Origin of the sequence: Microbacterium sp. Root166, from assembly GCF_001427145.1 — a bacterium.
In the GTDB taxonomy this organism is placed as follows: domain Bacteria; phylum Actinomycetota; class Actinomycetes; order Actinomycetales; family Microbacteriaceae; genus Microbacterium.
In genome coordinates this window covers 352394-365128 of the sequence record NZ_LMGL01000003.1, presented here as the reverse complement: position 1 = coordinate 365128, position 12735 = coordinate 352394, and the positions used below count along the sequence as shown (strand labels likewise).

Below are 12735 nucleotides of genomic sequence, written 5' to 3'. Positions count from 1 at the left end.
CTGTCAGGTCAGGGCACGCGCAGGACGACGGACCCGCGCTTGCGCCCGGTGTCGACGTACCGATGCGCGGCGACGATGTCGTCGAGCGGGAACGTGCGGTCGATCACCGGGCGCACGGCGCCTTCGGCGGCGAGGGCGAGCAGCCGCTCGAGCACCGGCTTGCCGATGATCGTGCCCTCGTGCGTCACCCGCATGCCGGATCGCCGGGACTGCGACCGCTCGCGCAGCATGGCCGGACCGTCGGCGATCACGAGCAGGAGCGCGCCTCCGGGCTCCAGCACGCGCTCCACGCGCGTGAAGGGCGCATTGCCCACGCACTCCACGATGACGTCCCACCGCTCACTCCCCGCGGCGAAGTCCTCGCTCTGGTAGTCGACGACCCGCGCCGCGCCGAGCCCACGGACGAGGTCGGCGTTGCGTGCACTGGTGACCGCCGTCACGCGCGCCCCGGCATGCGCCGCGATCTGGACGGCGGCGGAGCCGACCGCCCCCGAGGCTCCGTTCACGAGCACCTTGGTGCCCGGCTCGAGCGAGACCTGGTCGAGGAACGAGATCGCCGTGTAGCCGCCGAAGACGAGGGCGGCGGCATCCTCGAAGGTCATCTCGTCGGGGATCCGCACGACCGCTCCGGCCGCGCGTGCCGTGACGAACTGGGCGTGACATCCCATCCGGGCGCCGCGCATCACCATGACCCGATCCCCCACCGCGAAGCCCGTCGCGTCCGCGCCGACCTCGACGACCTCGCCGGCGGCCTCCATGCCGAGGATGCGCCGGCGCGGTCGGAACGCCCCGAGCGCCACGACCTTCAGGAAGCCGAGGCCCCGAGGAAGGTCCGCGGCCCGCATCCGGTGGTCGGCGATGCTCACGGTCGAGGCGTGCACACGCACGAGAACTTCATCGGCCTTGGGCTCCGGTCGGGTCTGCTCCTGCACCCGCACGACCTCTGGCCCGCCGAAGCGATTGGCGACCGCCGCGAGCATCGTCTCGGCATCTCGGGCTGTCTTCGTCGCGGTGCGTTCGGTCGCGGTCATGGCTTCCCCTTACGTTGTATGCTTACGCCGTAAGGTAGCAGGTGTGGCCGTGCCCGTCCACTCCCCGCCGCGACCGACCTTGTAGCGTGAGAAGGAGGAGGTGAGCGGATGCCGCACGGCAACCTCGCCGAGCGCCCGGCGCTCACGCGCGACCTGGTGATCGCCACGGCGATGACGATCGCCGACGACGGCGGCATCGACCTGCTCACGATGCGCCGTCTGGCGGAACGCCTCGGCGTCGAGGCGATGTCGCTCTACCATCACTTCCCCAACAAGAACGCGATCCTCGACGGTCTCGTGGAACGCACCTTCGCCGAGATCGAGGACGAGGTGGGCGGCCTGACCGCGGTGGCCGACGCGAGCACGTGGCAGGCGATCCTGCGCGCACGCGTGCTCGCCGCCCGCCGGGTGATGCTGCGCCACCCGTGGGTGCCCGCGGTGATGGAATCGCGCTCGGTCCTCGTCCCCACGATGGGCCGCTACATCGACGCCCAGGTCGGCGTGATGCGCGCGGGTGGCCTCTCGCACGACCTCATCCACCACTCGATGCATGCCCTGGGCAGCCGGCTCTTCGGCTTCAGTCAGGAACTCGTGCTCGACGGGAACGGATCGCCGAGTCCGAGCGACGCCGATGCGGCACGAATGGCGGAGATGCTCCCGAACCTCGCGGCGATGCTGCAGGACGTCGTGCACGACGACCCCGACTCGACCCTGGGATGGTGCGACGATCAGACGGAGTTCGAGTTCGGCCTCGACATCCTGCTCGACGGCATCGCCCGGCGTCACGCGGCGGAGTGACACCACCGACGCACTACCGTGGGACGGTGGACTTCGACCTCGCGGCGCTGCGCCGATGGCCCGACCTGGAGGGCCCGGATCTGCCGGCAGCGGATGCCGCGGACCGGCTGATCCTCGACGAGTCGGCGCTCGCGCGGTCCGCTGCCGAGCCCGGCACGCTCAGCGTGATCGGCGACGGCTACGGTGCGCTCACCCTGGGTTCGGCGCACGACGGCGGCCGCGGCATCCGGGTCCACATCGACGCTCTCACCGGCGAGCAGGCGCTTGAGGCGAACGCCGAGCGCCTCGGCGGCGGCGACGCCTTCACGGTGCACGCCCTCGAGCCCGACCTGGTGCGGGACGCACGCGTTGTGCTGCTGCGACTCCCCCGGTCGCTCGACGCGCTCCGCGATATCGCCGGGCTCATCGCCGCGGCCGCAGCCCCCGACGTCGTCGTCTACGCGGGCGGGCGGCTCAAGCACATGACGCCGACGATGAACGACGTGCTGCGGGAGCACTTCGGTCGGGTGGACGTGTCGCACGCGCGGCAGAAGTCCCGCGTCCTCATCGCCAGCGGACCGCACGACGGGCACGTGCCGGCACCACGCCAGGAGCAGCACGACGGCCTCGTGGTCTGCGCGTTCGGAGGCGCTTTCGCCGGGACCTCGATCGACATCGGCACCCGGTTCCTGCTGGAACAGCTTCCCGCCGTCGAATCGGGCACGGGAACCGTGGTCGATCTGGCGTGCGGCACCGGAGTGGTCGCCACGACGCTCGCCCTGCGCAACCCGGGGCTGCGCGTCTACGCGACGGACCAGTCCGCGGCCGCGGTGGCATCGGCGCGCGCGACGGCCGCGGCGAACGGCGTCGCGCATCGCGTCGATGTCGTGCGCGGCGACCTGCTGCGTGAACTGCCGGATTCGAGCGCCGGATTCATCGCGCTGAACCCGCCGTTCCACGTCGGCGGGGCCGTGACCGACGGCATCGCACCGCGGATGTTCGCGGATGCGGCGCGCGTGCTGCGCCCGGGCGGCGAGCTGTGGACCGTCTGGAATTCGGCGCTGCTGTACCGACCGGTGATGGAGCGGCTCGTGGGACCCACGCGCCAGGTCGCCCGCAACACCAAGTTCACCGTCACGGCGTCGACCAGGCGCTGACCGGCATCACCCCTCGCGCGTCGACCACACCGCCCACGCCACGAGCACCGGCTGGAAGAACAGTCGCACGAGGCGCTTGGTGTCGGTGTCGAGCCGGAACCCGTCGCGCTTCTTGACGTACTGCTCGATGTTGCCGGGGAACACCGCGACGAAGAAGCCGGCGAGGATCCAGCCGATGGTGCCGCGCGACTTCGGCAGGGCGACGAGCGACGCCCCGAGCATGACCTCGACGACGCCCGAGGCCACGACCACCCCGTCCTCACCCAGCACGGTGGCTGCGGCATCCGGAACCTGCGCCCGGAACTCGCGGCGCGCCCAGAACAGATGACTGAGGCCTGCGAAGACCATCGCTGCAGCCAGCGCCCACCGCGCGATGGTCTTCACAGGCGACTGCACAGCTGAACTCACTCCTCCGGAGCCTCGTCGGTCGTCGGCGGGCCGAACGAGACCCACGCGCCCTCGGAGCACTGGTAGAACATCGGCGCCGCGGTGTCGATGTAGATGTCGTCGGCCTCGCACTCGGCCTCGGCGGGCTCGCCGACACCGAGCGTGACCTGCGTGCCCGACTCACCGGGGGCACCCGTCGCGCCGGTCTCACCCGTCGCGCCGGTCTCACCTGCAGCTCCGGCAGCGCCGGTGGCACCGGTGAGGTTCTCGGCCGCCGACTCGCGGATGTTGCCCGCGAGCGTCCAGTTGCCGTCCTCGAACACGTACACGTCCGACGTCTTGACGTCGATGTACACGTCGCCGTCCGAGCCCTTGCCGGCCTCGGGCACACCGGTGCCGGCGCGCACGGCGGAGCCGGCGGGCAGGATCTCCTCGAGCGCGGCCTCGTAGTCCTCTATCGACGCGGTCTCGGAGGGAACAGGCTCCGGCGTCGGGACCGGCTCGGCGGTGTCCATCGAGCGCGCGAGCCACGAGCCGAGGAACGCGGCGACGAAGGAGAGGACGACGACTGCGACGCCCAGCCAGATGAGCCCCGCGTGGCTCTGACGCGGCGGCGGGGCCGCGGCCGGCGAGGGCTTGGTGATCGGCGGCGTGCTCGGCTGCGAGGTGGGGTCCGACATGGGGTCTCCCTTCGACCGCTCCGAGTGCGCGCACGGGGGCGGCGCGCGGCGGCGTGACGCTCACACTAGGGAGGACGACGCAGGCCGGGCCTCACCCTGTTCGGATGATCCCGGCCTGCGCCCGCTTCTGCGGAGAAGAGAGGTGACTAGAAGTCCCAGTCCTCGTCCTCGGTGGCCTCGGCCTTGCCGATGACGTACGACGAGCCCGACCCCGAGAAGAAGTCGTGGTTCTCGTCGGCGTTCGGCGAGAGGGCCGACAGGATCGCCGGGTTCACGTCGGTGACCGTGGACGGGAACATCGCCTCGTAGCCCAGGTTCATGAGGGCCTTGTTGGCGTTGTAGTGCAGGAATTTCTTGACGTCCTCGGTCAGCCCGACGCCGTCGTAGAGGTCCTGCGTGTACTGGATCTCGTTGTCGTAGAGCTCGTACAGCAGCGAGAACGTGTAGTCCTTGATCTCGTCGCGCGTGGCCTGATCGACCTTCTCGAGCCCCTTCTGGAACTTGTAGCCGATGTAGTACCCGTGCACGGCCTCGTCGCGGATGATGAGGCGGATCAGGTCGGCGGTGTTGGTGAGCTTGGCGCGGCTCGACCAGTGCATCGGCAGGTAGAAGCCCGAGTAGAACAGGAAGCTCTCGAGCAGGGTCGAGGCGACTTTGCGCTTGAGCGGGCTGTCGCCCTGGTAGTACTCCATGACGATCGCCGCCTTCTTCTGAAGGTTCGGGTTCTCGATGGACCAGCGGAAGGCCTCGTCGATCTCCTTCGTCGAGCACAGCGTCGAGAAGATCGACGAGTAGCTCTTGGCGTGCACCGACTCCATGAACGCGATGTTCGTGTAGACGGCCTCCTCGTGCGGGGTGATCGCGTCGGGGATCAGCGAGACGGCGCCGACCGTCGCCTGCACGGTGTCGAGCAGGGTCAGGCCGGTGAAGACGCGCATCGTGAGCGTCTGCTCGTCGGGCGTCAGCGTGTTCCACGACTGGATGTCGTTGGACAGCGGCACCTTCTCGGGCAGCCAGAAGTTGTTCACGAGGCGGTTCCACACCTCGAGGTCCTTGTCGTCCTCGATGCGGTTCCAGTTGATCGCCTGGACGTGCGAGAGGAGCTTGAGGGGTTCGGGAGTCATCGGTTCGTTCCTAGAGGTCGTTCAGGACTAAAGCGTGCAGCTGACGCACATGTCGAGCTCGGTGCCCTCGAGGGCCATCTGCCGCAGGCGGATGTAGTAGATCGTCTTGATGCCCTTGCGCCAGGCGTAGATCTGAGCCTTGTTGATGTCGCGCGTCGTGGCGGTGTCCTTGAAGAACAGCGTCAGCGACAGCCCCTGGTCCACGTGCTGCGTCGCCGCCGCGTACGTGTCGATGACCTTCTCGTAGCCGATCTCGTACGCGTCCTCGTAGTACTCGAGGTTCTCGTTCGACATGAACGGCGCCGGGTAGTAGACGCGGCCGAGCTTGCCTTCCTTGCGGATCTCGATCTTCGACGCGATCGGGTGGATCGAGCTCGTCGAGTTGTTGATGTACGAGATCGAGCCGGTCGGGGGCACCGCCTGCAGGTTCTGGTTGTAGATGCCGAACTCCTGGATGCTCGCCTTCAGCGCCCGCCAGTCCTCCTGCGTGGGGATCGGGATGCCGGCGAACAGCTCCTTGACCTTCTCGGTCTGCGGCTCCCACACCTGCTCGGTGTACTTGTCGAAGAACTCGCCGCTGGCGTAGGTCGAGTCCGCGAACCCTTCGAACGCCTGACCGCGCTCCTTCGCGATGAGGTTCGACGCGCGCAGCGCGTGGAAGACCACCGTGTAGAAGTAGATGTTCGTGAAGTCCAGGCCCTCTTCCGAGCCGTAGCGCACGTGCTCGCGGGCGAGGTAGCCGTGCAGGTTCATCTGCCCCAGGCCGATCGCGTGCGTGCGGTCGTTGCCGTCCTCGATCGAGCGGACCGAGCGGATGTGGCTCTGGTCGCTCACCGCGGTGAGCGCCCGGATCGCCGTCTCGACGGTCGTGCCGAGGTTGCCGCCGTCCATCGCCAGGGCGATGTTCATCGAGCCGAGGTTGCAGGAGATGTCCTTGCCGATCTCGGCGTACGAGAGGTCCTCGTTGTACGTGGTCGGCGTGTTGACCTGGAGGATCTCCGAGCACAGGTTGGACATGTTGATCCGGCCCTTGATCGGGTTGGCCTTGTTCACCGTGTCCTCGAACATGATGTACGGGTAGCCCGACTCGAACTGGATCTCGGCGAGGGTCTGGAAGAACTCGCGCGCGTTGATCTTGGTCTTCTTGATGCGTGCGTCGTCGACCATCTCGCGGTACTTCTCGGTGACCGAGATGTCGCCGAAGGGCACGCCGTAGACCTTCTCGACGTCGTAGGGCGAGAAGAGGTACATGTCCTCGCCGTTCTTGGCGAGCTCGAACGAGATGTCGGGGATGACGACGCCGAGCGAGAGGGTCTTGATGCGGATCTTCTCGTCGGCGTTCTCGCGCTTGGTGTCGAGGAAGCGCAGGATGTCGGGGTGGTGCGCGTTGAGGTACACCGCACCCGCGCCCTGGCGGGCGCCGAGCTGGTTGGCGTAGCTGAAGCTGTCTTCGAGGAGCTTCATCACCGGGATGATGCCGCTGGACTGGTTCTCGATCTGCTTGATCGGGGCACCCGACTCGCGGATGTTCGACAGCAGGAGAGCCACGCCGCCGCCGCGCTTGGACAGCTGCAGCGCGGAGTTGATGCCGCGGGCGATCGACTCCATGTTGTCTTCGATGCGCAGCAGGAAGCACGACACGAGCTCGCCGCGCTGCGCCTTCCCGGTGTTGAGGAAGGTCGGCGTCGCCGGCTGGAAGCGGCCGGAGATGATCTCCTCCATCAGCTCCATGGCGAGGTCCTGGTCGCCGTCGGCGAGGCCGAGGGCGGTCATCACGACGCGGTCCTCGAAGCGCTCGAGGTACCGCTTGCCGTCGAAGGTCTTGAGCGTGTAGCTCGTGTAGTACTTGAACGCGCCGAGGAACGTCTCGAACCGGAACTTGCGGTCGTACGCGGTGTCGTTGATCTTCTGGATGAACTCGAACGGGTACTTCGCGAGCACCTCGGGCTCGTAGTACTCCTTCTCGACCAGGTAGTCCAGGCGCTCCTTGAGCGAGTGGAAGAACACCGTGTTCTGGTTCACGTGCTGCAGGAAGTACTCCCGCGCCGCGCGCTTGTCGGCGTCGAACTGGATCTTCCCGTCCGCGTCGTACAGGTTGAGCATCGCGTTGAGGGAGTGGTAGTCCATCCCCTCGAAGCGGGCCTCCGTCTTGAAGTTCTTCTCGGTCACTGCGGCTTCTGCCATCGTTCCAATCCCTCGCTCACGCGTTCCACGTCTTCAGGCGTGCCGAATACCTCTAGCCGGTACAAGTGCGGCACGTTGCACTTGCGGCTGATGATGTCGCCGGCGACACAGAAGTGTTCGCCGAAGTTGGTGTTGCCCGCCGAGATGACTCCGCGGATCAGGCGACGGTTGCGCTCGTCGTTGAGGAACCGGATCACCTGCCGGGGAACGGCGCCCTTCTCTTCGCCCCGGCCCTGGCCTCCGCCATAGGTCGGTGTGACGAGGATGAAGGGCTCGTCGACCACGAGGGCCGGATCCGTCTGATGCAACGGGATCCGAACCGCCCTGGCGCCCAGCTTCTCGATGAAGCGCTTGGTGTTGCCCGAGACGCTCGAGAAGTAGACGAGGAGCGGAGTCGCGGTCGCCCGCCCGGCAACCGCGTTTCGCTGTGCGATCGCGGCTGCCATGGCGTTACGCGAGTCGCGACGCGAGCTCGTCGATCTTGTCGGGACGGAAGCCCGACCAGTGGTCTTCATCGGTGATGACGACCGGGGCCTGGAGGTACCCCAGCGCCTTGACCTGCTCGAGGGCCGAAGGGTCCTCGGAAAGGTCGTGGATCTCGTATTCGATGCCCTTCGAGTCCAGTGCTCGGTAGGTCGCGGTGCACTGCACGCACGCGGGCTTGGTGTAGACGGTGATCGTCATATCGATCCTGTCTCTCCCCTCAATTCGGCTGTTTCCCGGGCAGGCCCCCCGCCGGGAGTCCAATACTACATATGGGTACCGACATTCGATACCACCACAAGGGCTAGTAGTTACATCCGTGTGATTTTCCACCACTCTCCCCAGATACAACACAGGTTGTCCACCGTTTCATCCACAGGCGGGGCCCTGATTCCGAACCTGAAAAAGGCCTGAATCACGCGCGTTTCCCAGTGCCTCGCGGCGACTGTCCACAGGTTGATCCTGATCGGGGGCTCCGACATCGGATCCGCCTGTGGAGAGCGCTCTTGGGCGTGTCGCGGCGTGTCGCCCGCGATAGCGTTGGGGGGTGGCTGGCTACCGGGATCTTCTTCGCACTCCGGGCGTCGGTCGCATCATCGCGGCCCAGCTGACGGCCCGCTTCCCCAACGGGATGACGAGCCTCGCCATCCTGCTGCACATCGAGTTCGTGACCGGCTCGTACGGCGCCGCCGGGCTCGTGCTCGCCGCCGCCTCCATCGGCCAGGCCATCGCCGGGCCGGTGACGAGCCGCTGGATGGGCCGGTGGGGCATGCGCCCGGTCATCACGGCCACGCTCGCGGTGTGCGCCGTGTCGATCACGGCCATCGCGCTGCTCCAGCTCCCGCTGCCGGGCTACATGGCACTCGGCTTCGTCGCCGGCCTGTCGACGCCGCCCATCCAGTCCGCCGCCCGCACGATCTACCCCAAGCTCGTGACGTCGAAGCAGCTGACGCCCCTTTTCTCCCTCGACGCCTCGCTGCAGGAGATCATCTGGATCGTCGCGCCGGTCGTCATCACCCTGGTCGCGACCCAGGTCGGCACCGTTCCCGCACTGCTGCTGATCGTGGTGATCCTCATCGGCGGCGGCGCGTGGTTCATCCTCTCCCCCGAGGTCGGACGGGTGCGCATCCCCCGCAGCCGGCGCAGCATCGGCAAGGTCCTCACGAAGGCGCCGGTCCTGCTCGCCACCGTCGTCGGCTTCCTGCTCATCGGCGCGTGCGCCGCCGTCGAGGCCGGGGTCGTCGCGACCTTCGACCACGGCGGACTGGAGGCCGGCATCGTGCTGGCGCTGTTCTCGGTGGGCAGCCTCGCCGGCGGACTCTCGCTGGGCCATCTCCCGATGGGTCCCTGGGCGATGGCCCGCCGCATGGCGATCGTGACGGTCGGTCTCGCGCTCACGATCGTGTCGCTCAACGTCTTCTGGCTCGGCGGCACCCTGGTGCTCGCCGGCATCGGCATCGCCCCGGCGCTGGCCGTGCTGTTCGCGATGACCTCGGCGAGCGTCAAGTTCAGCGACACCGCCGAGGCGTTCGGCTGGGTCGGCACCGGGCAGCTCATCGGCGCGGCCGCCGGCTCGGCGATCGCCGGCTTCCTGATCGACGACATGGGCCCGACCGGCGCCTACATCGCGGCGACCGCGTTCGCGGCGGTCGGCCTGATCGTCGCCGTGGTCTTCGTGAAGGGCTTCCCCGACCTGCGCAACCGCGACGCCGCCCCCATCCCCGACACCGAACCGGTGCAGACCATCACCTGAGAACAGAACCCTGCGACGTCGCGTAGCTCGCCCATAGCGGGCGCATAGCCCCGGGGTGTGTCGTGGTCTCCATGCGAAACGAGACGAACCCCTGGACCGACGCGAACGGCGAGGTCATCGACGAGGACCACCGGGGCCTCGTGTACGACATCCGCACGCTCATCGACCGCCGCCGCGCACTGGGCATCTTCGGCGGAGTCGCCCTCACGAGCCTGCTCACCGCGTGCGGAGTGAAGGGCGAAGCGGATGCCGCGAGCACGGCGGATGCGGCATCCGGAACCGTCACCGAGGTTCCCGACGAGACCGGCGGGCCCTACCCCGCCGACGGATCGAACGGCGTGAACGTGCTGGACGATTCCGGGATCGTCCGCGGCGACATCCGCTCGAGCTTCGGCTCGTCGACGACCACAGCGCCGGGCGTGCCCCTGACGATCGAGCTGACGGTGCGGGACGTCGCCACCGGCGCCGCCCTGGCCGGCCGCGGCGTGTACCTCTGGCACTGCGATCGCGACGGCGCCTATTCGCTGTACAGCCGGGGCGTGGAGAGCGAGAACTACCTGCGCGGCGTGCAGGAGACCGATGCGAGCGGGAAGGTGCGGTTCACCTCGATCTACCCCGCGTGCTACTCGGGGCGGTGGCCGCACATCCACTTCGAGGTCTACGACGACGTCGCGACCGCCGTCGCCTCCGGCCCGATCGTCAAGACGTCGCAGATCGCGCTGCCCGACGAGACCAATGCCGCGGTGTACGCGACGACCGGCTACGAGCAGTCGGTGCGCAACGCGTCGCAGGTGTCGCTGCAGAGCGACAACGTCTTCCGCGACGACGGCGGGATCCACCAGATCGCGACGATGTCCGGCTCAGTCGCTGCCGGTTACACCGCCGCGCTCACGATAGGGATCTGAGCACCTCGAGCAGGGCGAGCGCGTACGCGTCGGCGGGCTCCGGGAACTCGAACACCCGGCGCTGCCCAGCGAGGACGACCTCGACCTCGTACGTGTCGGGCAGCCGGCGCAGCGACCGGAACGCGCCGCCGAGCATGTCGCGCAGCTGGCTCTCGTGCGGCAGCCACAGGGCGTCCTCGAGCGCGACGGAGTCCAGCGCCCACTCGGTCGTGCCGTTGAAAGCGAGGATGCGGCCGGTCGGGTACTCGCGCGGCTCGATCGTCATCTCGCTCACCGTGAAGACGTCGGCTTCGAACTCGGGCTCGTCGAGCTGGAACCGGTCGCCCGACCGGGGTCGCCACACAAGCCCCGCTTCCCGCAGGGCCGCCGCCAGCTCGGTCGAGATCATTCCCCCATCATGTCGCGGGATGTCCGGACCCTGGGCTGCTCGGGGCAACCGGGCATCGCCGCTTCTAGGCTGGAAGCATGCCCGCACCCGTCACCCTCCCCCGCATCTCGTGGGGAGATCCCGCCGCCTCGCGGCGAGCGCTCCTGGTCCACGGCCTCGGCTCGAACGGCCCGCTGATGTGGCGCTACGGCGTCGCCCTCGCCGACGCCGGGTGGCACGCGGATGCCGTCGACCTCCGCGGCCACGGCACGGCGCCCCGTGCGCTGGACTACACGCTCGCCGCGTACGGCGCGGACCTGGCCGCGACCACGCCCGGCACCGGCTCGTGGGACCTCGTCATCGGCCACTCCCTGGGCGGAGCCGCGGCGACGCTGGCCGCAGCATCCGATCCCGCCTGGACGCGGCGGCTCGTGCTCATCGATCCGGCGATCGCACTGACCGATCGCGACCGCGACATCGTCCGCGCGAGCCAGGAGGAGTCCTTCGCCGACCCGACGCCGGCCGCCGTGCGCGCGGCCCACCCGCTCTGGCACGAGCACGACGTCGAGCTGAAGGCGCTCTCGGCGCAGCAGGCGAGCCAGTGGGCAGTGCGGCAGACGAGCGTGCAGAACCCGCAGTGGGATGTCCGGGATGCCGCGACCGCCCTCGCCGTGCCCACCCACGTGATCGCGTCCGACCCGAAGGTCTACAGCATCTTCCGCGGCAAGCCCGCCGAAGCCGTCGTCAGCGCGAATCCGCGCTTCACCATGTCGACCGTCGCCGGGGCCGGGCACTCCCCGCACCGCGACAAGCCCGAGGCGACCGTGGAGCAGCTGCTCGAAGCACTCACTGCACGGTGATCTCGTTGCCCAGACCCACGTCCACCACGACGCCCACCCAGCTCGGGATCGCCGTCGACAGCAGCTCCTCGAGGTCGGCGACCGGAGGCACCTCGCCGTCGTCGGTGGTGACCTCGACGGTCGCCGTCGCGCCGCTCCAGGTCACGTCGTAGACCCGCGCGCCGTCCTCGGTGTCGAGCCACTGCGTCGTCAGGGTCTGGATGGCGACGGACCACCGGGCCAGGGCGATGGTGGCGACGGAGTTCGCCGCGAGAGGAAGGGCGACGACGACCGCAAGCACCGTGACCACGGTGTAGGCGCGGCGCCGGTTGGCCGTGCGCGATGAGCCGGGCTCGCGCGCGTAGCCGCCCATCGTGAAGACGATGGTGCCCGCGATGACCAGGGCGAGCACGTTCGACAGGAAGAGCACGAGCGCTCCGAGGGCGTCCGCCCACAGCCCCTGGCCGGCGCACACGCCGACGACGCCGAGCGGGGGCACCAGCGAGATCGAGATCGCCACGCCGGGGAGGACTGCGCTGAGGTCCTTGCGGCACATGGCGAACCCGCCGGCGAACCCGGTCGCGAGCGCGGCGATCAGGTCCATGAGGCTGGGCGAGGTGCGCCCGGTCACCTGAGAGTTCGTCGCCAGGCTCTCGGGAGTCGCCACGAAGACGGAGAACATCAGTCCGAGGGCGACGACGACGGCGAGCCCGATGACCACCCACAGGATCGACCGGATGACGAGGCTGAGGTGCCCGGTGACGATCCCGAGTCCGATGCCCAGGATCGGCGTGCCCAGCGGCGCGATGATCATGGCGCCGATCACCGTCGCGGTCGAGTCGGTGAGCACGCCGGCGATGGCGATCAGGCCGGCGAGGGTCAGCATGATCATGAACCCGGTGCGCTTGCTCACCTTGTCGCCGTAGCCGAGGTCGAGGGCGTCGGTGAGCTCCTCGACGCTCTGCCGCTGGACCTGCGGGATGAGGGTCTGGCTCAGACGCGACATGTCGGCTCCTCGCTCGATGCTGCGCTCATCGTCCCAGCCCGA

General features: G+C 68.6%; 14 protein-coding genes. 5 read left to right on the top strand and 9 right to left on the bottom strand.

The window, feature by feature from the left end:
* Window positions 1–8: 8 nt before the first annotated feature.
* On the bottom strand, window positions 9–1031 hold the full coding sequence (locus ASD56_RS13495) for an NAD(P)-dependent alcohol dehydrogenase (protein WP_055966674.1): 1023 nt from the start codon (window positions 1029–1031) through the stop codon (window positions 9–11).
* A gap of 108 nt (window positions 1032–1139) precedes the next feature.
* Here ASD56_RS13495 and ASD56_RS13490 point away from each other — a divergent pair, with 108 nt between their 5' ends.
* Window positions 1140–1829: a TetR/AcrR family transcriptional regulator gene (locus tag ASD56_RS13490; protein ID WP_055966671.1), complete on the top strand. Its 690-nt coding sequence runs from the start codon at window positions 1140–1142 to the stop codon at window positions 1827–1829.
* Window positions 1830–1855: 26 nt separating this feature from the next.
* Window positions 1856–2965 carry a class I SAM-dependent methyltransferase gene (locus ASD56_RS13485; RefSeq protein ID WP_055966667.1) on the top strand — a complete coding sequence of 370 codons (1110 nt, stop codon included), beginning with the start codon at window positions 1856–1858 and terminating at the stop codon, window positions 2963–2965.
* Between the two features lie 6 nt (window positions 2966–2971).
* On the opposite strand, the gene ASD56_RS13480 is transcribed toward ASD56_RS13485, so the two are convergent.
* The 6 genes from ASD56_RS13480 to nrdH all read right to left on the bottom strand — a co-directional run bounded on the left by ASD56_RS13480 (window position 2972) and on the right by nrdH (window position 8024).
* Window positions 2972–3349: a DoxX family protein gene (locus tag ASD56_RS13480; protein ID WP_055966665.1), complete on the bottom strand. Its 378-nt coding sequence runs from the start codon at window positions 3347–3349 to the stop codon at window positions 2972–2974.
* A gap of 20 nt (window positions 3350–3369) precedes the next feature.
* Window positions 3370–4032 (bottom strand): hypothetical protein, encoded by a 663-nt coding sequence (locus ASD56_RS16235; RefSeq protein WP_055966663.1) that lies wholly within the window; start codon window positions 4030–4032, stop codon window positions 3370–3372.
* Window positions 4033–4178: 146 nt separating this feature from the next.
* Entirely contained in the window at window positions 4179–5156 is a 978-nt protein-coding gene (gene nrdF / locus ASD56_RS13470) for a class 1b ribonucleoside-diphosphate reductase subunit beta (RefSeq protein WP_055966658.1), read from the bottom strand.
* A gap of 27 nt (window positions 5157–5183) precedes the next feature.
* On the bottom strand, window positions 5184–7340 hold the full coding sequence (gene nrdE / locus ASD56_RS13465; protein WP_055966655.1) for a class 1b ribonucleoside-diphosphate reductase subunit alpha: 2157 nt from the start codon (window positions 7338–7340) through the stop codon (window positions 5184–5186).
* A complete protein-coding gene (gene nrdI, locus ASD56_RS13460; protein ID WP_055966651.1) occupies window positions 7322–7786 on the bottom strand; it encodes a class Ib ribonucleoside-diphosphate reductase assembly flavoprotein NrdI in 465 nt (154 codons plus the stop codon). Before nrdI ends, nrdE begins: the two co-directional genes overlap by 19 nt.
* A 4-nt stretch (window positions 7787–7790) precedes the next feature.
* Window positions 7791–8024, bottom strand: a complete 234-nt coding sequence (nrdH, locus tag ASD56_RS13455) for a glutaredoxin-like protein NrdH (RefSeq protein ID WP_055966648.1) — start codon at window positions 8022–8024, stop codon at window positions 7791–7793.
* A gap of 346 nt (window positions 8025–8370) precedes the next feature.
* On the opposite strand from nrdH, the gene ASD56_RS13450 reads away from it, so the two are divergent.
* Both ASD56_RS13450 and ASD56_RS13445 read left to right on the top strand, forming a co-directional pair.
* The gene (locus ASD56_RS13450; RefSeq protein WP_055966646.1) at window positions 8371–9576 is read left to right on the top strand and encodes an MFS transporter; all 1206 of its coding nucleotides are present in this window, start codon (window positions 8371–8373) and stop codon (window positions 9574–9576) included.
* 71 nt (window positions 9577–9647) lie between these two features.
* Window positions 9648–10481 (top strand): intradiol ring-cleavage dioxygenase, encoded by an 834-nt coding sequence (locus ASD56_RS13445; protein WP_055966643.1) that lies wholly within the window; start codon window positions 9648–9650, stop codon window positions 10479–10481.
* Here the strand turns inward: ASD56_RS13445 and ASD56_RS13440 are convergent.
* Window positions 10465–10869, bottom strand: a complete 405-nt coding sequence (locus ASD56_RS13440) for a hypothetical protein (RefSeq protein ID WP_055966640.1) — start codon at window positions 10867–10869, stop codon at window positions 10465–10467. The genes ASD56_RS13445 and ASD56_RS13440 overlap by 17 nt on opposite strands.
* A 77-nt stretch (window positions 10870–10946) precedes the next feature.
* On the opposite strand from ASD56_RS13440, the gene ASD56_RS13435 reads away from it, so the two are divergent.
* Window positions 10947–11708 carry an alpha/beta fold hydrolase gene (locus ASD56_RS13435; protein WP_055966637.1) on the top strand — a complete coding sequence of 254 codons (762 nt, stop codon included), beginning with the start codon at window positions 10947–10949 and terminating at the stop codon, window positions 11706–11708.
* On the opposite strand, the gene ASD56_RS13430 is transcribed toward ASD56_RS13435, so the two are convergent.
* The gene (locus tag ASD56_RS13430; RefSeq protein ID WP_055966634.1) at window positions 11695–12693 is read right to left on the bottom strand and encodes a TIGR00341 family protein; all 999 of its coding nucleotides are present in this window, start codon (window positions 12691–12693) and stop codon (window positions 11695–11697) included. The genes ASD56_RS13435 and ASD56_RS13430 overlap by 14 nt on opposite strands.
* Window positions 12694–12735: the final 42 nt, after the last annotated feature.

What these genes read in the sequence shown, in the direction of transcription:
- ASD56_RS13495 (WP_055966674.1), bottom strand. Translation starts at nt 1,031, where the DNA reads ATGACCGCGACCGAACGCACCGCGACGAAGACAGCCCGAGATGCCGAG.
- ASD56_RS13490 (WP_055966671.1), top strand. Translation starts at nt 1,140, where the DNA reads ATGCCGCACGGCAACCTCGCCGAGCGCCCGGCGCTCACGCGCGACCTG.
- ASD56_RS16235 (WP_055966663.1), bottom strand. Translation starts at nt 4,032, where the DNA reads ATGTCGGACCCCACCTCGCAGCCGAGCACGCCGCCGATCACCAAGCCC.
- nrdF (WP_055966658.1), bottom strand. Translation starts at nt 5,156, where the DNA reads ATGACTCCCGAACCCCTCAAGCTCCTCTCGCACGTCCAGGCGATCAAC.
- nrdE (WP_055966655.1), bottom strand. Translation starts at nt 7,340, where the DNA reads ATGGCAGAAGCCGCAGTGACCGAGAAGAACTTCAAGACGGAGGCCCGC.
- nrdI (WP_055966651.1), bottom strand. Translation starts at nt 7,786, where the DNA reads ATGGCAGCCGCGATCGCACAGCGAAACGCGGTTGCCGGGCGGGCGACC.
- nrdH (WP_055966648.1), bottom strand. Translation starts at nt 8,024, where the DNA reads ATGACGATCACCGTCTACACCAAGCCCGCGTGCGTGCAGTGCACCGCG.
- ASD56_RS13445 (WP_055966643.1), top strand. Translation starts at nt 9,648, where the DNA reads ATGCGAAACGAGACGAACCCCTGGACCGACGCGAACGGCGAGGTCATC.
- ASD56_RS13440 (WP_055966640.1), bottom strand. Translation starts at nt 10,869, where the DNA reads ATGATCTCGACCGAGCTGGCGGCGGCCCTGCGGGAAGCGGGGCTTGTG.
- ASD56_RS13435 (WP_055966637.1), top strand. Translation starts at nt 10,947, where the DNA reads ATGCCCGCACCCGTCACCCTCCCCCGCATCTCGTGGGGAGATCCCGCC.
- ASD56_RS13430 (WP_055966634.1), bottom strand. Translation starts at nt 12,693, where the DNA reads ATGTCGCGTCTGAGCCAGACCCTCATCCCGCAGGTCCAGCGGCAGAGC.